Here is an 18,540-nt window from a genome sequence, read left to right on the forward strand (position 1 = left end):
GCTCTTGTCATAATCAGCAAGAGTGTAGACAGTTAAGCCAACGGCTTACAATGATAACTGTGATTTATGTCGCAGTGGGTTACGCATTTCGGGGTTGATTCTTGATCGCCACATCAGAATCGCTGTCGACCAGATCGCATTGCTTCGGTAGCAGAAAGGTCATTGTGCCGGCGATAATCAACGAACCGGCCAGGGCGCAGACCGCCACATTCTGGCCGTAGAGATACATCATCACGCCCACCAGATAGGGGCCACAGAATCCGCCGAGATTGCCCAGGCCATTGATCACCCCGCGTGCGCTGCCCGCCACCTCCGGCGAAGCGATACGCCCCGGCATCGACCAGAACGGACTGGTAGCCGATTTGAGAAAGAAGCCGCAGATCACCAGCGCGATATAGGCCGCCACCATATGGTCGCGCAGCACCACCGACGCCACCAGCGCTGCCGCAAAACTGTAGAGCGAGAAGCGAACCCACAGACGACGCTTACCGCTGTGGTCGCTGAACAACGAAATCACATAGATCCCGGCCAGCGTGGCGACAAACGGCAGCACCGCCAGGAAGCCAACGCTGGCCATGTTGCCGCCGGTTAACCCCTTCAGAATGGTCGGCAGCCACAGCGTGTAGCCATAATCCCCGGTCTGGTAGAAAAAATTGAGGATCACCAGCTTCATCAGTCCGGCATTACCAAACACATCCTTCACCGGCGCCTTGCTGACTGGGGCTTCGGCCTGCTTCGCCGCACGCTCGGCGGCCAGGGTGGTCACCAGATAGTCACGCTCGCGGGCGGGCAACCAGTGGGCCTCTTGCGGACGGTCGCTGATCATAAACCACCACACAACCAGCACCACCAGCGACAACAGCCCTTCGATGATAAACAGCCAGCGCCAGTCAAGCGCCGCAATAATGGCGCCGGAGACCGGCGCGGTGAGCATACCGCCGAGCGGGGCAAACATCATCACAAACGCGTTCGCGCGACCCAGCTCTTTTTCCGGAAACCAGTTGCTGACCATGGTCAGCACTACCGGCAGCATTCCCCCTTCCGATACCCCGAGAATAAATCGCAGCACCAGCAGCTGATATTGATGAGTCACAAACCCTGTCGCCACGGAAACGATAGCCCAGGCTACCAGCGACCAGGCAATAAATTTTTTACCGCTGCCGTTAACCGCAATTCGCCCACCGGGAATTTGCAAAAATAAATAACCAATAAAAAAAATACCGCTGGCCACGCCGGCCATTTGGCTGGTAATGCCTAAATCGGCCTCCATGCCGCCCGGCAGGGCAAAGCTAATATTAACCCGATCCATAAATGACATAATGCAGGCAATTAACACCGGCACAATGATACGCAGCCAACGGGTGCTGGGAATTTTCTCGTTCATATATTTGCACTCTCTATGCAGAGGTTATTGTTTTGATTGAGATCGCGCGGGTACAGAAATAAAAAGCTAATTAATCGATAGCGTTTGGCAGCGCTGCGCCGGCAAACCAGGCGGCGACGTTAGCAAAAACCACTTCGCTCATTTTCTGTCGTGTTTCCTGCGTGGCGCTGGCGACATGCGGCTGCAGCACCACGTTATCGAGGGCGATCAGCGCCGCCGGGACCTGGGGTTCCTGTTCGAAAACATCGAGCCCGGCCCCGGCGATAACGCCGTTTTGTAACGCGTGGATCAACGCCTTTTCATCCACCAGCGAACCGCGGGCAATATTGATAAGCCAGGCATGCGCCGGCATCACGTTAAACACCGAGGCGTCGATGATGCCGCGGTTCGCCTCGCCGCCGGATGCGGCAATCACCAAAAAATCGCTCTCATGCGCCAGGGTATGCAGGTCGGCACACCACTGATAATCGAGGCCCGCAATCTTTTTACGGTCGGTATACAGCACCTGCATATCAAAACCCCGCGCCCGGCGGGCGATCGCCTGGCCAATATTCCCCATACCCAGCAGGCCGATACGCTTCCCGCTCACCTGAGTCGCCAACGGCATACCACCGCTCAGCCAGCGTCCCTCGCGGACAAAGCGATCGCCCTGACAGAGCTGACGGGAACCGGCCAGCAGCAGCCCCATCGCCAGGTCAGCGACATCATTCGTCAACACCCCGGAGGTGATGGTGACGGCAATTTGCCGCGAGCGGGTATACGTCAGATCCACCGCATCGGTACCGACGCCGAAGATGGCAATCAGCCCAGCCTGAGGCAGCAACTCAAGGACGCTGTTTGCTACGCCGACGTCGCCGCGAGTGACCACGACGGCAATGTTCTCACCTTGCTCACGCAGAAAGGCGATCGGGTCGTCCTGCTCGTAGAGACGCAGCAGCGGGAAATGCTCCGCCAGCTGCAGCTGCAGGGTTTCAATTACGGGGGCCACTAAAAGGACGGCGCGGGGAATAACACTCTTCATCAGATCACCTGTTTGACGTTTGGTTACGACGGTAGCCACTATCAAACGGGTTTTTACCGGGGGATTTTGCGATCTGTATCACGCTGAATCGTGTTAAAAATGCGTGTTACCGGACGCGTGATCGTGAAGACAAAACGGCGACCAGACAGGCGATGGACCGCGCGCGCATTAACCTTTCGCTAACACGCGGCAGGCGCTGGCTGATGGACGTTAAATCGTTTCGCCCATCGACAGGCGGTAGTGGAGGTCCACTTTTTCAATGGTGGGCAGTCCTTTGATTTTCTTTATTAAAATCTCTGTCGCCACCTTACCCATCTCGAAGCGCGGCGTCAGGACGCTGGCCAGCCGGGGAGAGACGATCTGGCCGATCTCCAGGCCATGAAAGCCCGCGATAGCCAGCTCCTGGGGCACGCTGATACCGGATGCCAGGCACTCCTGTAACACGCCCACCGCCAGGTCGTCATTAGTGCACAGAATACCGTCCATATCGGCGTACATTTGCCGCGCCAGGGTCATCATGCCGGTGCCAATGGAAACCGACGAGACTTTATTCGGCGCAATGCGCCCCACCGCCAGCCCGGCATTCTCCATCGCCCGACAGTAGCCCAGATAACGCTGCTCGTCGCGGACGTCGGACATCGAGCCGAAGTAGATGATCCGTCGTTTACCGCTGGCCAGCAGCATGGTGGTCATATCGAAACCGGCCTGGAAGTTATCGAATCCGACGTTGATGCGTCCCGGATTCTCCGCCAGCCCCATCACTTCAGCGATCGGGATCTTCGCGGCATTCAGATACTTGTCCGCCCGCAGGGAGTGCACCGACTCGGTCAGCAGCAGCCCTTTCACGTTAAATGCCAGCACGGCGGCAATCTGCTCCTCTTCACGCTGGCGATCGTAGTCGTAATTCACCACCAGCGTCTGGTAGCCATGCCCGGCGGCGACAGATTCGATGCCGGCCAGCAGATCGGCAAAAATTTGATTATGAAAGGAGGGAATGAGTACGCCAATCCGCGGCACGGCGACGCTGGTCATCGCCGGATTATCCGGGTCGGGCTGATAGCCGATCTCCGCTATCACGCTGGCAATGCGCTCCGCCGTCTCCGGTTTCACCTTTTCCGGGGTGCGTAAATAGCGGCTAACGGTCATCTTGGTTACGCCAGCCAGCTCGGCAATATCATGGAGCGTAATGCGTTGTGCTTTCATCTGTGTGTCCGCCAAATACCTGACTGCTTCAGGCCATTATGCCTGTCGGGGGGTAAAAAGAGAATGCCAGTCCGTAGCCGTTAACCCGTTGAGTCAGCGAGATTTACCGGCAGCGTCACGATTAAGGTAACCCCTTTTTGTAACACGGTTTCGAGTGATCTTCATCACAGTTTCCCCCGGTAAAAATCCGTGAGATAGGGCACAGGTTTTCTTCAGCCGCTAATCAGGATATCGAGATGAACGATCTTTTCAGCTTACAAGGTAAACGCATTTTAATTACGGGTGCAGGACAGGGGATCGGTTTTGTCATGGCCCAGGGTCTGGCGCAATATGGCGCAGAAATCATTATTAATGACCTTTCTGCCCCGCGAGCGGACGATGCAGTGATGAAGCTCCGCGATGAAGGCGCCATCGCCCATGCTGCGGTATTTAACGTGACCGATGCCGAGGCCGTTGAAGAGGCCATTGCCGATATCGAAGCGCATATTGGCCCAATCGACGTGTTATTCAATAACGCCGGGATCCAGCGTCGACACCCGTTTACCGAATTCCCGGTGCAGGAGTGGAATGATGTGATTTCGGTTAACCAGACGGCGGTTTTTCTCGTCTCTCAGGCCGTCGCGAAGCGCATGGTTGACCGCCAGCAGGGAAAAATCATCAATATCTGCTCCATGCAGAGCGAGCTGGGGCGCGACACCATCACCCCCTACGCCGCCGCCAAAGGCGCGGTGAAGATGCTAACCCGCGGGATGTGCGTTGAGCTGGCGCGGCACAACATTCAGGTCAACGGCATTGCCCCGGGCTACTTTAATACGGCGATGACCCGGACGCTGGTTGAGGATAAGGCGTTTACCGACTGGTTATGCAAACGCACCCCTGCCGCCCGCTGGGGCGATCCGCAGGAGCTGGTCGGCGCTGCCGTCTTTTTATCGTCAAACGCGTCGAATTTCGTCAACGGCCATCTGCTGTTCGTTGATGGCGGCATGCTGGTCGCGGTCTGAGTGAGGGAGCGCATGATGGCAGGACAATGCATTATTTTGATGGGCGTCTCCGGGACCGGCAAATCCACCGTCGGTCAGGCATTGGCCCACGCGCTGGGGGCGAAATTTATCGACGGCGACGACCTTCATCCACGTAACAATATCGTCAAAATGGCCACCAGCCAGCCGCTGAATGATGAGGATCGTCAACCGTGGCTGACGCGTATCGCCGACGTTATTTTCAGCCTTGAGCAGAAAAACGAGTCTGGTGTATTGGTCTGTTCCGCATTGAAAAAGCGCTATCGCGACCGCCTGCGTGAGGGGAACGCGAAGCTACGCTTCCTGTGGTTGACCGGGGATTATGACTGCATTTTGCAGCGTATGCGCCAGCGTAAAGGCCACTTTATGCCAGAGGCGCTACTGCGTAGCCAGTTCGCCGCCCTGGAGACGCCAGACGCCAGTGAAAGCGATGTTCTGGCCGTCGATATTACCCCCGACGTCGCCAGTATTGTCGCTCACTCATTAACGTTACTTCATTCGCAACAACCGCAGAGGATCCCGGCATGATTATCGATACCTTAACCGCCGCCGCCGAAAATGAGCTCTATCCGCCGGTGATTCGCCAGGCGCTGCAGGCCGTATTACAGCAACAACCGCACGCGCTGCCGCCGGGGAAATATACCGTCGAGAGTGATAATGTGTTTTTTACCGTCGTCGAAGGTCACACCCGGCCGCTGAGCGAGCAACGCCCGGAATATCATCGTCAATATCTCGACATTCACATTGTGCTGAAAGGCGAAGAGATCATCGGTGCCGGGAATAAAGGGCTGCCGCTCGTTGAAGATGGCCCCTTCAACACGGCGCAGGATATCGGTTTCTGCCAGGCTATCGACAGCGAAACGCTGATTCATCTCCACCCGGAAGAGCTGGCGATCCTCTTCCCCGGTGAATTACACCGCCCGATGGCCTGCCTCGAGCAAGGCGCAGCGTTGCGCAAAATCGTGGTCAAAATCGATCGCGCGCTGCTGTAACGCGATCGTTCGGCCCCGCACGCTCCCCGCGGGGCCTGGGATAACCACTTAGTTATCCAGCTCATCCATGGATTTTACCTGGTCGCGGTTAATCTGCTCCACGCGGCCGGTTTCGGCATTTTTGTATGAGACGAGGCCAGTGTCATCATCCACCTGCGGTTTGCCGCTGGTGACAATGGTCTTGCCATCGGTGGTTTTGATCGACTGATTCGATGAGCAGCCGGCCACGAACATGATTGCCGTCGCTGCCAGTGCGGATGCCACCAGAATATTGTTCCGCATTGTATCCTCCTGTCTTTTCATCAATAGGTATCGTTATGGTGCTAACTATAGTTAGCCTGACCCGACAGGTGGTTAAAAGCAGAACTCTCCGAAGATGACCGTAACCAAAAAAAAGGGCTGACGATGTCGTCAGCCCAGGCTTGTTGTTATCCGGCCAGGCCGGTGCGCTTATTTGGTGATTTGCGCGTGCATTTCCTGAACCGAAATCACCTTCTCGGTGGCATCGGCATTCAGCGCCATCGCAGTGGCAAAGCCGCCGTTCAGGGTGGTGTCGTAATGCACCTTGTACTGCAGCGCGCTGCGGCGAATCAGCTTGGAGTCTTCAATCGCCTGGCGACCTGCGGTGGTGTTGATGATGTAGGTGTATTCGCCATTCTTGATACGGTCCTGAATGTGCGGACGACCTTCATGCACCTTGTTCACCAGACGCGGGTTGATACCCGCTTCGCCCAGTACAATCGCCGTACCGTGGGTCGCATCCAGCTCAAAGCCAAACTTCAGCAGCTTCGCCGCCAGGTCGACCACGCGCTCTTTGTCGCCTTCGCGAACGGAGAGCAGTGCACGACCCTTTTTCTTCATGGTCGAGTTGCTGCCCAGCTGCGCTTTGGCGAACGCTTCGGCAAAGGTGCGACCCACGCCCATCACTTCCCCGGTAGAGCGCATTTCTGGCCCTAACAGCGGGTCAACGCCCGGGAATTTGTTGAACGGCAGGACCACTTCTTTCACCGAGTAGTACGGCGGGATGATCTCTTTGGTCACGCCCTGCTGCGCCAGCGTTTTACCGGCCATTACGCGCGCCGCGACTTTCGCCAGCGGGACGCCGGTGGCTTTGGAGACGAACGGTACGGTACGCGCCGCACGCGGGTTCACTTCAATCAGATAAACTTCGTTATCTTTCACCGCGAACTGGACGTTCATCAGACCACGAACCTGCAGCTCGAAAGCCAGCTTCTGCACCTGCTCGCGCATCACATCCTGAATTTCCTGGCTCAGCGTATACGCTGGCAGGGAACAGGCTGAGTCGCCGGAGTGTACGCCCGCCTGCTCGATATGCTCCATGATGCCGCCAATCAGCACCATCTCGCCGTCGCAGATAGCATCGACATCCACTTCAATCGCGTCGTCGAGGAAGCGATCCAGCAGTACCGGTGCATCGTTGGAGACGCTAACCGCGGTCTGGAAGTAGCGGCGCAGATCCTGCTCGTCGTAAACAATTTCCATCGCCCGGCCGCCAAGCACGTAAGACGGACGAACCACCAGCGGGTAGCCAATCTCTTTCGCTCTCTCTACCGCCTGCTCAATGGCGGTGACGGTGGCGTTCGCCGGCTGCTTCAGCTTCAGACGGTCAACCGCGTGCTGGAAACGCTCACGGTCTTCCGCGCGGTCGATAGCGTCCGGGCTGGTGCCGATAACCGGTACGCCTGCGGCTTCCAGGGCGCGCGCCAGCTTCAGCGGCGTCTGGCCGCCGTACTGGACGATAACGCCCTTCGGCTTCTCGATGCGTACGATTTCCAGCACGTCTTCCAGGGTCACCGGCTCGAAGTACAGACGGTCGGAGGTGTCATAGTCGGTAGACACGGTTTCCGGGTTACAGTTGACCATGATGGTCTCGTAACCGTCTTCGCGCAGCGCCAGAGAGGCGTGTACGCAGCAGTAGTCAAATTCGATACCCTGGCCGATACGGTTCGGGCCGCCGCCGAGGACCATGATTTTATCGCGGTCAACGGACGGGTTGGACTCACACTCTTCTTCATACGTGGAGTACATGTAGGCGGTATCGGTGGCGAATTCGGCGGCGCAGGTGTCCACGCGCTTGTAGACCGGGTGCAGGTCATACTGGTCGCGCAGCTTGCGAATTTCCGCTTCACGCACGCCAGCCAGTTTCGCCAGACGCGCATCGGCAAAGCCTTTACGCTTCAGGGTGCGCAGGAAGTCGGCGTCGAGGCCGTTGATGCCCACTTCCACCACTTTCTCTTCCAGACGCACCAGCTCTTCAATCTGCACCAGGAACCAGCGGTCGATATTGGTCAGGTTGAAAACGCCGTCTACCGAGAGACCGGCGCGGAAAGCATCCGCGATGTACCAGATACGCTCGGCGCCAGCGTCTTTCAGCTCGCGGCGGATTTTGGTCAGCGCTTCCGGGTCGTCGAGGCTCACTTTCGGGTCGAAGCCGGTAGCGCCCACTTCCAGGCCGCGCAGCGCTTTCTGCAGCGATTCCTGCTGGGTGCGGCCAATCGCCATCACTTCGCCGACGGATTTCATCTGGGTGGTCAGACGGTCGTTAGCGCCGGCGAATTTTTCGAAGTTAAAGCGTGGAATTTTGGTGACCACGTAGTCGATGGACGGCTCGAAGGAAGCCGGAGTGCGGCCGCCGGTGATGTCGTTCATCAGCTCGTCGAGGGTGTAGCCCACCGCCAGCTTGGCCGCCACTTTAGCAATCGGGAAGCCGGTGGCTTTCGAGGCCAGCGCCGAAGAGCGGGAGACGCGCGGGTTCATTTCGATAACGATCAGGCGACCGTCTTTCGGGTTCACCGAGAACTGCACGTTAGAGCCGCCGGTTTCCACACCGATTTCACGCAGGACCGCCATCGAGGCGTTACGCATGATTTGGTATTCTTTGTCGGTCAGGGTCTGCGCCGGGGCAACGGTGATGGAGTCGCCGGTATGGATCCCCATGGCATCGAAGTTTTCAATCGAGCAGACGATGATGCAGTTGTCGTTCTTATCGCGCACCACTTCCATCTCGTACTCTTTCCAGCCGATCAGCGATTCATCGATCAGCAGTTCGTTGGTCGGAGAGAGATCCAGGCCGCGTTCGCAGATTTCTTCGAACTCTTCGCGGTTATAGGCGATACCGCCGCCGGTGCCGCCCATCGTAAAGGACGGACGGATAATGCACGGGAAGCCAACGTCGGCGGCAACCGCCAGCGCTTCTTCCATGGTGTGGGCGATGCCGGAGCGCGCGGTGTCGAGGCCGATTTTCTTCATCGCCACGTCGAAGCGACGACGGTCTTCCGCTTTATCAATCGCGTCGGCAGTGGCGCCGATCATGGTCACGCCGAACTCTGCCAGCACGCCCTGACGTTCCAGCTCCAGTGCACAGTTCAGCGCCGTCTGGCCGCCCATGGTCGGCAGCACCGCATCCGGGCGCTCTTTTTCGATAATTTTACGTACTACTTCCCAGTGAATCGGCTCGATGTAGGTCGCATCGGCCATTTCCGGGTCGGTCATGATGGTCGCCGGGTTGGAGTTCACCAGGATAACGCGGTAGCCCTCTTCACGCAGGGCTTTACAGGCCTGCGCGCCGGAGTAGTCAAACTCACACGCCTGACCGATAACAATCGGGCCCGCGCCCAGAATCAGGATACTTTTTATGTCTGTACGTTTTGGCATTGCTCTTTTACTCCTGATTATTTCGCGGACTGACGGTAGAGCTCAATTAACTCGATAAAATGGTCGAACAGCGGCGCGGCATCGTGCGGCCCCGGGCTCGCTTCAGGGTGCCCCTGGAAGCTAAACGCCGGTTTGTCGGTACGATGAATGCCCTGCAGGGTGCCGTCGAACAGTGACTTGTGAGTCACGCGCAGGTTGGCTGGCAGCGTGGCTTCATCAACCGCAAAACCATGGTTCTGAGCGGTAATCATCACCACGTCGTTATCAATATCTTTAACCGGGTGGTTGCCGCCGTGGTGGCCGAACTTCATCTTAATGGTCTTCGCACCGCTCGCCAGCGCCAGCAGCTGATGGCCAAGGCAGATGCCGAATACCGGAATATCGGTCTCAAGGAATTTTTCAATCGCGTCGATAGCGTAATCGCACGGCGCCGGGTCGCCAGGGCCGTTAGAGAGGAAAATACCGTCCGGATTCAGCGCCAGGACATCCGCCGCCGAGGTCTTCGCCGGTACCACCGTCAGGCGGCAGCCGCGATCAACCAGCATGCGCAGGATGTTGCGTTTTGCGCCGAAGTCATACGCCACGACGTGGAAGGGCAGCTCGCTCTCCGCTTTCGCTTCCGGCAGGTCGCCCGCCAGGGTCCAGCTGCCTTGCGTCCAGCTGTAGGTTTCTGCGGTGGTCACTTCCTTCGCCAGATCCATGCCGTTCAGGCCCGGGAACGCTTTCGCTTTTTCCAGCGCCAGTTGAGCATCCGGGTTGTCGCCCGCGATGATGCAACCGTTTTGCGCCCCTTTCTCACGCAGCAGACGCGTCAGCTTGCGGGTATCGATATCGGCAATCGCCACAATGTTATGGCGCTTCAGATAAGAAGAAAGATCTTCAGTATTGCGGTAGTTGCTGGCAATCAGCGGCAGGTCGCGAATAACCAGACCCTGCGCGTGTACCTGAGAAGATTCTTCATCGGCGGCGTTGGTGCCGACATTACCAATATGAGGATAAGTAAGAGTGACGATTTGGCGGGAATAGGAAGGATCAGTGAGGATTTCTTGATAACCGGTCATTGAAGTATTGAAAACGACTTCCCCAACCGCCGTGCCGGTTGCCCCGATGGCCCGACCGTGAAACTGGGTTCCGTCTTCCAGAACCAATAGCGCTGACTTAATCAAAACACCCTCCAGAGAATATCCACTCACTTTATTTGCATATTAATTCATAAACACGATCTGAATCAATGCAAATCTGTTGCCCGCAGAATTTTGGCAAACGGCGGCATTCTGGAGAGATGTCGGATAAAAGTCAACTTAAAGCGGAGATTTTTAATGTCATTTTACGCCACTGGCGCATAACACGTGATTTTTACGCCAAAAAGATCAACAAACCTGGCTGAGAAAACGCTTGCGGAAGGAAAAGAGTGTAAAACCTGGCGACGGAGAGCTCAAAAGTGGACCAAATGGTCAAAATTTACATTTCATTCACCCAAAACAGCAGAAAAATGATACTTTATAGCCAACTAATGCAAAAATACAAACCAAACCCATAAAAATAAAAAAGGGCAACAATATATTGCCCCTTGCATCAATGACTTATTGATTGCAATAACCACATCACGATGGGTAATAATCGTTATAAACTGTTCAAATCCAGCACATCACGCATGTCAAAAAGACCACTTTTCTTATCTTTAAGCCATAATGCCGAACGAACTGCACCATTAGCAAAGGTCATGCGGCTGGACGCTTTATGGGTGATTTCAATACGCTCGCCAATATCGGCAAACATTGCCGTATGTTCGCCGACGATATCGCCCGCACGGACGGTCGCGAAGCCAATGGTGCCCGGAACGCGTTCGCCGGTATGACCTTCACGACTGTAGACGGCGCAGTCCTTCAGATCTTTGTTCAATGCTCCGGCGATCGCTTCGCCCATCGCCAGCGCGGTGCCTGACGGTGCATCCACTTTATGCCGGTGGTGCGCTTCGATAATTTCGATGTCGGTGTAGTCGCCCATCACCTTTGCCGCCTTCTCCAGCAGCTTTAACAGGACGTTGACGCCGACGCTAAAGTTAGCGGCGAAGACAATGGCAATCTCCTGCGCGGCGTCGCGAATCGCCTGTTTGCCGGCGTCGTCAAAACCGGTGGTGCCGATGACCATCCCTTTGCCATGCTCGCGGCAAAACGCCAGATGGTTCAGCGTGCCTTCCGGGCGGGTAAAATCGATCAACACGTCGAAATCATCTTTTACCGCCGTGAGGCTGCTCTGCACCGCGACGCCCGCTTTGCCGGCGCCCGCCAGCTCCCCGGCGTCGCTGCCCACCAGGCTTGACCCTTCGCGCTCCAGCGCCGCGCCCAACGCCACGCCTTCCATCTGCAATGCAGCCTGAATTAACTGGCGTCCCATCCGGCCGCCCGCGCCGGCGATGGCCACGCGGATTTGTGCATCATGCATAGCTATTCTCTTTTGTTAACATTACGTAAATTGTTTTCAGAGTAACCAGCCCGTCAGCGGGCCGCTACTCAAAAACGCCGATAATTAGAAATTTATGACAAACGGCGGACGATATCAGTAAAAACTATACGATTGTGCCGCAATTCCATGTTTACGTAGTGACAACCGGGAAGGCTAATGATGGCGCCTTCGCCCGCACAATGCGGGCGAAAGCGGTGTTGTAGTGGGTTATAGCGGGTTATAGCGGGAAAAGTGCGCCGGCGGGAAACGCGGATAAAAACCAGGTCACCGCCAGCAGATCGGCGCTGCCGCCGGGGCTGAGATGGCGGGCAATCAGCTCGTCGTCAAACTGGCGCAGCGCCTCCAGCCCGCCGTCAGCCAGCACACCGCCCTGCCACAGCAGTCGCTGCGCCTCCTGCTGGACAAAGTTCAGCCCGGCAAGCCCGCCACGCGAGACCAGGTTAGTGTCATCATTCCACGCCATCAGATGCAGCAAGGTTTGCAGCAGTGCCAGATTGCTGTCGCCGGTCTCTTCCATCATGCGGGTAAAGACCGGTAATGCCTGGGTACGCACCGTCAGGAAACCGCTCTCCGCCTCGCCACGGGCCCCGGAGAGGCCATAACGCAGAAAATGGGCCTCACCTTTACTGAGCCGTTCCCCACTCGCGGCGGACAATTCCTGCATAACCATGCCGCGACAGAAGCGCGCCACCTGGTCACAAAGCCGGTGTTGTTCAATCGGCTCACCTTTCGACACCAGCCTTCCCGCCGCCGCGCTCAGCAAACCGAAAGCGAAGATCGCCCCGCGATGGGTATTCACCCCGCCGGTGGCCTCCAGCATATCGTTCTCACAGGCCATCCCTACCGGGCGCAGCATCATCAATACCTGCTCCGGCGCGACCGCCGCAGTATCGTGACCCATGATAAAAAACTTCTCCATCCACGGCGCCACCACCGCGGTGCTGGCCTCAAACGAGGCCAGATCCATATCCCGGTGCGCGCCAGCGTTACGAATATCCACCAGCCCGGGCTTGGGGGTCAGGCGAACTTCGGTCAACAGCGCGCGCTCTACCGCGCTGACCACCTCTTCGGCGCTCAGTGGCTTCACGCGTCGCACACGCGCAGGATTCATTAACACGTCGCTCATGGCCTTTCCCCTCTACGTTTAGTCGCTGTTTTTCACCTGACGAATCACATCGATGACTGAACCGTCGCGATAGCGCACGACCGCCACCACCCGATCGGTAAATTCGATCGGCTGCGGCTTGCCGGTCAACAGCTCTGCACGCTGCTGCAGCTCCTCAATGGTCATCAGCGGAATACCCGCATTGCGTAAATTGTCGATCAGGTCCTGGCGCGCCGGGTTTACCGCAATGCCGTGGTCGGTGACCAGTACATCCACGCTGGCTCCGGGCGTCACACGGGTCAGCACTTTTTCCACGACGCAGGGAATACGGCCGCGAACTAACGGCGCGGTAATGATGGTCAGATCCGCGCCGGCGGCGGTATCGCTATGTCCGCCGGATGCACCGCGCAGCACGCCGTTGGAGCCGGTCATCACGTTGACGTTAAAGTCGGTATCGATTTCCAGCGCGCTGAGCATCACCACGTTCAACCGCTCGCAGGAGGCGCCCTTGGAACCTGGACTGGCATACTGGTTGGTGGAGATCTCGACGTGGTTTGGGTTCTGCGCCAGCGAGCGCGCGGCGTCGCCATCGAACGACTGGGTATCAAGCAGCGTTTTGATCAGCCCCTTTTCGTGCAGATCGACCATCGTGCCGGTGATGCCGCCGAGGCCGAAGCTGGCGGTGATGCCGTTACGGCGCATTTTGTCTTCGAGGAAGCGGCTGACAGCCAGCGAGGCGCCGCCGGTGCCGGTCTGCAGCGAGAAGCCATCTTTAAAGTAACCGGAATGCTCGACCACCTTCGCCGCCTGGCGGGCAATCAGCAGTTCGCGCGGGTTGCTGGTCAGACGGATCGCCCCAGCGGTAATTTTTTCCGGATCGCCGACTTCGTCCACCTGGACGATCAGATCCACCTGATCCTGGGCAATGCTGGCCGGATAGTTTGGGTAATCCACCCACGCTTCGGTCAATAGCACCACGCATTTGGCATGTTCCGCATCAACGCGCGCATAGCCCAGCGAACCACAACGTGATTTACCGCTAAAGCCATTGGCATTACCAAACTCATCACAGCAGGGGACGCCGAGAAACGCGACATCAATCGACAGTTCGCCGCTTTGAATCAGCTGTACGCGACCGCCGTGAGAGTGGATCTGCACCGGGTTTTCCATCAGGCCGGCGGAGATCTCCTCGCCCAGCTTGCCGCGCAGACCGGAGGTGTAGATCTGGCGGATCACGCCATTTTTAATATGCTCGATCAGCGGCCAGTGGGCGTCGATCAGCGAACTGGATGCCAGGGTCAGATCGCGAAAGCCCATCTCCGCCAGCTTCGCCACCACCATATTGACCACTTTGTCACCGCCGCGAAACGCGTGGTGGAACGAGATAGTCATACCATTTTGCAGGCCGGAGCGACGGATTGCCGTTTCCAGCGAGTCGCAGATTTTACGCTGGCGCTTTTCTGTTTCACTGGCCAGCCATGGGCTTTTCGCCGTCACGCCGCTATAAGGGGTCAGTCCTTCCGGCATCACGTACTGCTGATTAAGCATTGCTACAGTTTCTTTCATCTTGTTCCCCTTAATCACGAATACCGGAAGCCGAGAGCGCCACCACTTTGCGAGCGTGGTCGATAATCGGTCCGTCGATCATCTTGCCGTTCAGCGACACCACGCCCAGACCGCGCGACTCTGCCTCTTCCGCCGCGGCAATCACCTCCAGCGCATGGTCGACCTCTTTGCGCGTCGGGGCATAGACCTGATGCAGGAGTTCAATTTGTCGTGGGTTGACCAGCGATTTGCCGTTGAAGCCGAGGTTTTTCGCCAGATTCGCTTCCGCGAGGAAGCCCTCTTCGTTGTTGATATCCGACCACACCACGTCATAGGCGGCGATGCCGGCAACGCGCGCGGCATGCAGCACGGCGCAGCGGGCATAGAACAGTTCAGTACCGTCACCACGGGAGGTGCCCATATCCATGACGTAGTCGAAAGCCGCCAGCGCGATCGCCGCCAGACGCGGGCTGGCGCGGGCAATCTCTACCGCATTCACCACGCCCAGCGCCGACTCGATGGCCGCCATGAGTTTGGTGCTGCCCACTTCCCGGCCGCATTCGCGCTCAATCCGCTCAACATGCGCTTCCAGCTCATGGATATCTTCTTTGCTGTCGGTTTTCGGCAGACGCACCATGTCCACGCCCGCGCGTACCACCGCTTCAAGATCGGCCAGACCAAACGGGGTGTTCAGCGGGTTAATGCGCACCACGGTTTCGATATCCTGATACAGCGGATGCTGCAGCGCCTGATACACCAGCAGACGGGCGGTATCTTTCTCCCGTAACGAGACGGCATCTTCCAGGTCGAACATCACCGCATCAGCACCGTAGACGAATGACGTGCTTAACATGGCGGCGTTGGCGCCAGGGATAAACAGCATACTGCGACGTGGTTTCATAGCTGGCTCCATTGCAATTGAGACTGTTGCGCCGCGCGCAGCGCCGCGGCCTGTACGCGGGCTCGCAAAACACACTCCAGGGCGCCTTTATCATCGACCACCACGTTGGCCTGCTTCACGCCAAGCTGCGCCAGCGTTTCTCTGACCACCTGCTCGATCGCGGCGCCAAACTGTTGTTTCACAATGCTGTCGATTTCCAGCTGAATGCCCGGCTGCGCCGCCGGTCCAATCCTGACCATCACATCGCTGGACTCCAGCGTGCCGGCCAGGGCGTCAATCTTCATTTCCATAGGGGAAAATCCTTAGTTAGGGCGTATAAATCAGGCGGTTTGATGTTCGCTCTCCGCCAGTTGCATCAGAAAAGAGAGGGTTCCCGGCGGCACCAGCGCCGCGACGGCTTGCCAGTTGCGCTGTCGGTACAGCTCGCGCACGCGAGAAGCGGATATCGGCCCACCGTTTTTTTCGATACGCGCCAGCTCAACCACTTCAACAGGCGGCGCATCACCGGGCGCTTCCAGCAACGCTTTCATGCGCTGGTTGTAGCTGCGGGTCAGCGAACACAGCGGCTCGGTGCCAACAAAGCGATGGGTGATCTGCAGCGCCGGGGCCAGGCGTTCGCGGAAGATCTGCAGGTCGATCTGGCTGTGGCAGTCATCGACCACGCCCTGCTCTTTGAGGAAGTAGCCGGGGAACGTCGCCCGTGAGATGAGGTACGCCGAACCGGGATGCAGCGTCACCTTGTCGATGCCGGCAATACCTTTTTCGATAAGCGTAAAGCGATCGTGATAGGAAAAGCAGGAGGCATCTTCCTTCACGACAAACAGATGCAACCAGTCGCACTGGCGTGCCGCCTGCTCCACCAGCCAACGGTGGCCGAGGGTAAACGGGTTGGCATTCATCACGATGGCGCCGATTTTGCGCCCCGGCTGACGGTACATCGCCAGCTGTCGGCAGTAGCGGGTCAGCCGTTCGCGGCTATTTTCCATTAATACGGCGCGATCGCCCGCCTGGGCAATTGGCCAGAAGCCTGCCCCGGAAAAGAGCGCAGCGTTACTGGGTTTAGTGAATAAAAACAGCTCGCTGCGCCCCAGCTCATAGGCCAGCGTCAGGAGCTCGGTCAGTAATTTAAGGCTCAGCCCCTCCCCCTGCAGCGAGGGATCGATGGCGATGCATTTCAGCACATTGCCGGCGATAGCACCGCAGCCGACCAGCCGCTGCTGATACTCGGCGATAATCGCCATTTCGCAGTCGGCCTCTAACGACAGTTGATGCTGGCGGAGAAACCGATCGATCGCCTCTCGCCGCGGTTTATCTTTTAATAGCTGAACGCGTTTTAATATCAGTGTCATTTTTTAGCGCTTCGTCATTTCAAAACGACCTGTATTTCGCCAGCGTTCGGCTATGGATTCTTGTATTTAAGTCACAGTTTTTCTCGTGGCTTAATTGGCTTTATGGTTTTTATGTTGTTAATTAATTCAGAATAATAAAAACAATTAAATTAATAAAAAACACGAGTATTCAGTGAAGGTAATCACACCTTACCACTGGGTCTATTTATTACTATGCGCCGGTCTTAATACTCCATCGATAAACAGGATAACGTTTATGACTAACATGAGTCAGGCTCCGGCAACGGAGAAGAAGGGCGTTAGCGACCTGCTGGGATTTAAAATCTTCGGCATGCCGCTACCTCTTTACGCGTTTGCGTTAATTACACTATTACTTTCACATTTCTATAACGCTTTACCCACCGACATTGTCGGCGGTTTCGCCATCATGTTTATTATCGGCGCCTTGTTCGGCGAAATTGGTAAACGCCTGCCAATATTCAATAAATATATCGGTGGCGCACCGGTGATGATTTTCCTGGTGGCGGCTTATTTCGTCTATGCCGGTATTTTCACGCAGAAAGAGATCGATGCCATCAGCAACGTGATGGATAAGAGTAACTTCCTTAACTTATTCATCGCGGTATTAATTACCGGTGCGATTCTGTCGGTGAACCGCCGCCTGCTGCTGAAATCGCTGCTCGGCTACATCCCAACCATCCTGATGGGCATTATCGGCGCGTCGATTTTCGGTATCGCTATCGGTCTGGTGTTCGGGATTCCGGTTGATCGTATCATGATGCTCTACGTTCTGCCGATCATGGGCGGCGGCAACGGCGCGGGCGCGGTACCGCTATCGGAGATTTATCACTCCGTCACCGGCCGCTCACGTGAAGAGTATTACTCTACTGCCATCGCTATCCTGACCATCGCCAACATCTTCGCCATCGTCTTTGCCGCGATACTCGATATCATCGGTAAAAAGCACACCTGGCTGAGCGGTGAAGGCGAACTGGTGCGTAAAGCCTCATTCAAAGTGGAAGACGATGAAAAAGCGGGACAAATCACCCATCGTGAAACCGCCGTCGGCCTGGTGCTGTCCACTACCTGCTTCCTGCTGGCGTACGTCGTCGCCAAGAAAATCCTGCCCAGCATTGGCGGCGTTTCGATTCACTACTTCGCGTGGATGGTGCTGATCGTTGCGGCGCTAAACGCCTCCGGCCTGTGCTCACCAGAAATCAAAGCCGGCGCCAAGCGTCTGTCTGATTTCTTCTCTAAACAGCTGCTGTGGGTACTGATGGTCGGCGTCGGCGTCTGCTACACCGACCTGCAGGAAATCATCAACGCCATCACCTTCGCTAACGTCGTTATCGCCGCCATTATCGTTATCGGTGCGGTGATCGGCGCGGCGATCGGCGGCTGGATGATGGGCTTCTTCCCAATTGAATCGGCGATCACCGCAGGCCTGTGTATGGCTAACCGCGGCGGTTCCGGAGACCTGGAAGTCCTTTCCGCCTGTAACCGTATGAGCCTCATCTCTTATGCACAAATCTCCTCCCGTTTGGGCGGCGGTATTGTGCTGGTCATCGCCAGTATCGTGTTCGGCATGATGATTTAACCCATTTGCACGGTGGCGCGTTGGACTGACGAGGTAAATGGCTTATCAGGGTCCAATGCCGGGAGCGGCAGAGGGAAATCCACCCTACTCCTTAGCCGGAAACGCCAGAAACGTCGCCAGGCAGCGCGCCATCGTGCCTCTATTTGAGATGTACCAATGACTGACAATGCCGTCCTCCTGGGCGAAGGCTTCACCCTGATGTTTCTCGGCATGGGCTTTGTGCTGGTGTTCCTGCTGCTGCTCATCTTTGCCATTCAGGGAATGTCCCTCGCCGTGAACCGTC

The 18,540-nt window shown here is 56.9% G+C and carries 17 protein-coding genes; 5 read left to right on the top strand and 12 right to left on the bottom strand.

Going from position 1 to position 18,540, the window contains the following annotated elements:
* Nucleotides 1-79: 79 nt before the first annotated feature.
* From CWM57_RS21590 to CWM57_RS21600, 3 genes are all read right to left on the bottom strand, one after another.
* On the bottom strand, nt 80-1,384 hold the full coding sequence (locus CWM57_RS21590; RefSeq protein WP_032756190.1) for an MFS transporter: 1,305 nt from the start codon (nt 1,382-1,384) through the stop codon (nt 80-82).
* Nucleotides 1,385-1,454: 70 nt separating this feature from the next.
* Nucleotides 1,455-2,405: a 2-hydroxyacid dehydrogenase gene (locus CWM57_RS21595; RefSeq protein ID WP_074386894.1), complete on the bottom strand. Its 951-nt coding sequence runs from the start codon at nt 2,403-2,405 to the stop codon at nt 1,455-1,457.
* Nucleotides 2,406-2,615: 210 nt separating this feature from the next.
* Nucleotides 2,616-3,608 carry a LacI family DNA-binding transcriptional regulator gene (locus CWM57_RS21600; RefSeq protein ID WP_008807481.1) on the bottom strand — a complete coding sequence of 331 codons (993 nt, stop codon included), beginning with the start codon at nt 3,606-3,608 and terminating at the stop codon, nt 2,616-2,618.
* A gap of 236 nt (nt 3,609-3,844) precedes the next feature.
* Here CWM57_RS21600 and idnO point away from each other — a divergent pair, with 236 nt between their 5' ends.
* From idnO to CWM57_RS21615, 3 genes are read left to right on the top strand one after another with little or no spacing between them, the layout of a single operon-like run.
* Nucleotides 3,845-4,609: a gluconate 5-dehydrogenase gene (gene idnO / locus CWM57_RS21605; protein ID WP_025713774.1), complete on the top strand. Its 765-nt coding sequence runs from the start codon at nt 3,845-3,847 to the stop codon at nt 4,607-4,609.
* A 15-nt stretch (nt 4,610-4,624) separates the two neighbouring features.
* Complete coding sequence (locus tag CWM57_RS21610) at nt 4,625-5,155, top strand: gluconokinase (RefSeq protein ID WP_008807483.1); 531 nt, start codon at nt 4,625-4,627, stop codon at nt 5,153-5,155.
* Nucleotides 5,152-5,619, top strand: coding sequence for a YhcH/YjgK/YiaL family protein (locus tag CWM57_RS21615; RefSeq protein WP_074386895.1), 468 nt, complete (start codon nt 5,152-5,154; stop codon nt 5,617-5,619). The genes CWM57_RS21610 and CWM57_RS21615 overlap by 4 nt, the downstream gene beginning before the upstream one ends.
* Nucleotides 5,620-5,667: 48 nt before the next feature.
* Here CWM57_RS21615 and CWM57_RS21620 read toward each other — a convergent pair whose 3' ends face one another.
* From CWM57_RS21620 to citC, 9 genes are all read right to left on the bottom strand, one after another.
* Entirely contained in the window at nt 5,668-5,901 is a 234-nt protein-coding gene (locus CWM57_RS21620) for a YgdI/YgdR family lipoprotein (RefSeq protein ID WP_002888059.1), read from the bottom strand.
* A 168-nt stretch (nt 5,902-6,069) separates the two neighbouring features.
* Nucleotides 6,070-9,294 (bottom strand): carbamoyl-phosphate synthase large subunit, encoded by a 3,225-nt coding sequence (gene carB, locus CWM57_RS21625; protein WP_061155801.1) that lies wholly within the window; start codon nt 9,292-9,294, stop codon nt 6,070-6,072.
* Between the two features lie 17 nt (nt 9,295-9,311).
* On the bottom strand, nt 9,312-10,460 hold the full coding sequence (carA, locus tag CWM57_RS21630) for a glutamine-hydrolyzing carbamoyl-phosphate synthase small subunit (RefSeq protein ID WP_061155802.1): 1,149 nt from the start codon (nt 10,458-10,460) through the stop codon (nt 9,312-9,314).
* 457 nt (nt 10,461-10,917) lie between these two features.
* Nucleotides 10,918-11,739 carry a 4-hydroxy-tetrahydrodipicolinate reductase gene (gene dapB, locus CWM57_RS21640; protein ID WP_061155803.1) on the bottom strand — a complete coding sequence of 274 codons (822 nt, stop codon included), beginning with the start codon at nt 11,737-11,739 and terminating at the stop codon, nt 10,918-10,920.
* A 238-nt stretch (nt 11,740-11,977) separates the two neighbouring features.
* Nucleotides 11,978-12,886: a triphosphoribosyl-dephospho-CoA synthase CitG gene (gene citG / locus CWM57_RS21645; RefSeq protein ID WP_100631635.1), complete on the bottom strand. Its 909-nt coding sequence runs from the start codon at nt 12,884-12,886 to the stop codon at nt 11,978-11,980.
* Nucleotides 12,887-12,904: 18 nt separating this feature from the next.
* The gene (gene citF, locus CWM57_RS21650; RefSeq protein ID WP_061155805.1) at nt 12,905-14,431 is read right to left on the bottom strand and encodes a citrate lyase subunit alpha; all 1,527 of its coding nucleotides are present in this window, start codon (nt 14,429-14,431) and stop codon (nt 12,905-12,907) included.
* A 10-nt stretch (nt 14,432-14,441) separates the two neighbouring features.
* A complete protein-coding gene (gene citE / locus CWM57_RS21655) occupies nt 14,442-15,311 on the bottom strand; it encodes a citrate (pro-3S)-lyase subunit beta (protein ID WP_012968960.1) in 870 nt (289 codons plus the stop codon).
* A complete protein-coding gene (gene citD, locus CWM57_RS21660; protein WP_012542888.1) occupies nt 15,308-15,601 on the bottom strand; it encodes a citrate lyase acyl carrier protein in 294 nt (97 codons plus the stop codon). The genes citE and citD overlap by 4 nt, the downstream gene beginning before the upstream one ends.
* A 30-nt stretch (nt 15,602-15,631) precedes the next feature.
* Nucleotides 15,632-16,660 carry a [citrate (pro-3S)-lyase] ligase gene (gene citC / locus CWM57_RS21665; protein ID WP_040972889.1) on the bottom strand — a complete coding sequence of 343 codons (1,029 nt, stop codon included), beginning with the start codon at nt 16,658-16,660 and terminating at the stop codon, nt 15,632-15,634.
* A gap of 256 nt (nt 16,661-16,916) precedes the next feature.
* Here citC and citS point away from each other — a divergent pair, with 256 nt between their 5' ends.
* Nucleotides 16,917-18,257 (top strand): citrate/sodium symporter CitS, encoded by a 1,341-nt coding sequence (gene citS, locus CWM57_RS21670; protein WP_074386899.1) that lies wholly within the window; start codon nt 16,917-16,919, stop codon nt 18,255-18,257.
* A gap of 156 nt (nt 18,258-18,413) precedes the next feature.
* A partial coding sequence (locus CWM57_RS21675; protein ID WP_206052725.1) for an OadG family transporter subunit occupies nt 18,414-18,540 on the top strand: 127 nt, incomplete at its 3' end.

The organism is Klebsiella sp. G-Nf4, from assembly GCF_002810615.1.
Classification (GTDB): Bacteria; Pseudomonadota; Gammaproteobacteria; order Enterobacterales; family Enterobacteriaceae; genus Klebsiella; species Klebsiella variicola.

What these genes read in the sequence shown, in the direction of transcription:
- CWM57_RS21590 (WP_032756190.1), bottom strand. Translation starts at nt 1,384, where the DNA reads ATGAACGAGAAAATTCCCAGCACCCGTTGGCTGCGTATCATTGTGCCG.
- CWM57_RS21595 (WP_074386894.1), bottom strand. Translation starts at nt 2,405, where the DNA reads ATGAAGAGTGTTATTCCCCGCGCCGTCCTTTTAGTGGCCCCCGTAATT.
- CWM57_RS21600 (WP_008807481.1), bottom strand. Translation starts at nt 3,608, where the DNA reads ATGAAAGCACAACGCATTACGCTCCATGATATTGCCGAGCTGGCTGGC.
- idnO (WP_025713774.1), top strand. Translation starts at nt 3,845, where the DNA reads ATGAACGATCTTTTCAGCTTACAAGGTAAACGCATTTTAATTACGGGT.
- CWM57_RS21610 (WP_008807483.1), top strand. Translation starts at nt 4,625, where the DNA reads ATGGCAGGACAATGCATTATTTTGATGGGCGTCTCCGGGACCGGCAAA.
- CWM57_RS21615 (WP_074386895.1), top strand. Translation starts at nt 5,152, where the DNA reads ATGATTATCGATACCTTAACCGCCGCCGCCGAAAATGAGCTCTATCCG.
- CWM57_RS21620 (WP_002888059.1), bottom strand. Translation starts at nt 5,901, where the DNA reads ATGCGGAACAATATTCTGGTGGCATCCGCACTGGCAGCGACGGCAATC.
- carB (WP_061155801.1), bottom strand. Translation starts at nt 9,294, where the DNA reads ATGCCAAAACGTACAGACATAAAAAGTATCCTGATTCTGGGCGCGGGC.
- dapB (WP_061155803.1), bottom strand. Translation starts at nt 11,739, where the DNA reads ATGCATGATGCACAAATCCGCGTGGCCATCGCCGGCGCGGGCGGCCGG.
- citG (WP_100631635.1), bottom strand. Translation starts at nt 12,886, where the DNA reads ATGAGCGACGTGTTAATGAATCCTGCGCGTGTGCGACGCGTGAAGCCA.
- citF (WP_061155805.1), bottom strand. Translation starts at nt 14,431, where the DNA reads ATGAAAGAAACTGTAGCAATGCTTAATCAGCAGTACGTGATGCCGGAA.
- citE (WP_012968960.1), bottom strand. Translation starts at nt 15,311, where the DNA reads ATGAAACCACGTCGCAGTATGCTGTTTATCCCTGGCGCCAACGCCGCC.
- citD (WP_012542888.1), bottom strand. Translation starts at nt 15,601, where the DNA reads ATGGAAATGAAGATTGACGCCCTGGCCGGCACGCTGGAGTCCAGCGAT.
- citC (WP_040972889.1), bottom strand. Translation starts at nt 16,660, where the DNA reads ATGACACTGATATTAAAACGCGTTCAGCTATTAAAAGATAAACCGCGG.
- citS (WP_074386899.1), top strand. Translation starts at nt 16,917, where the DNA reads ATGACTAACATGAGTCAGGCTCCGGCAACGGAGAAGAAGGGCGTTAGC.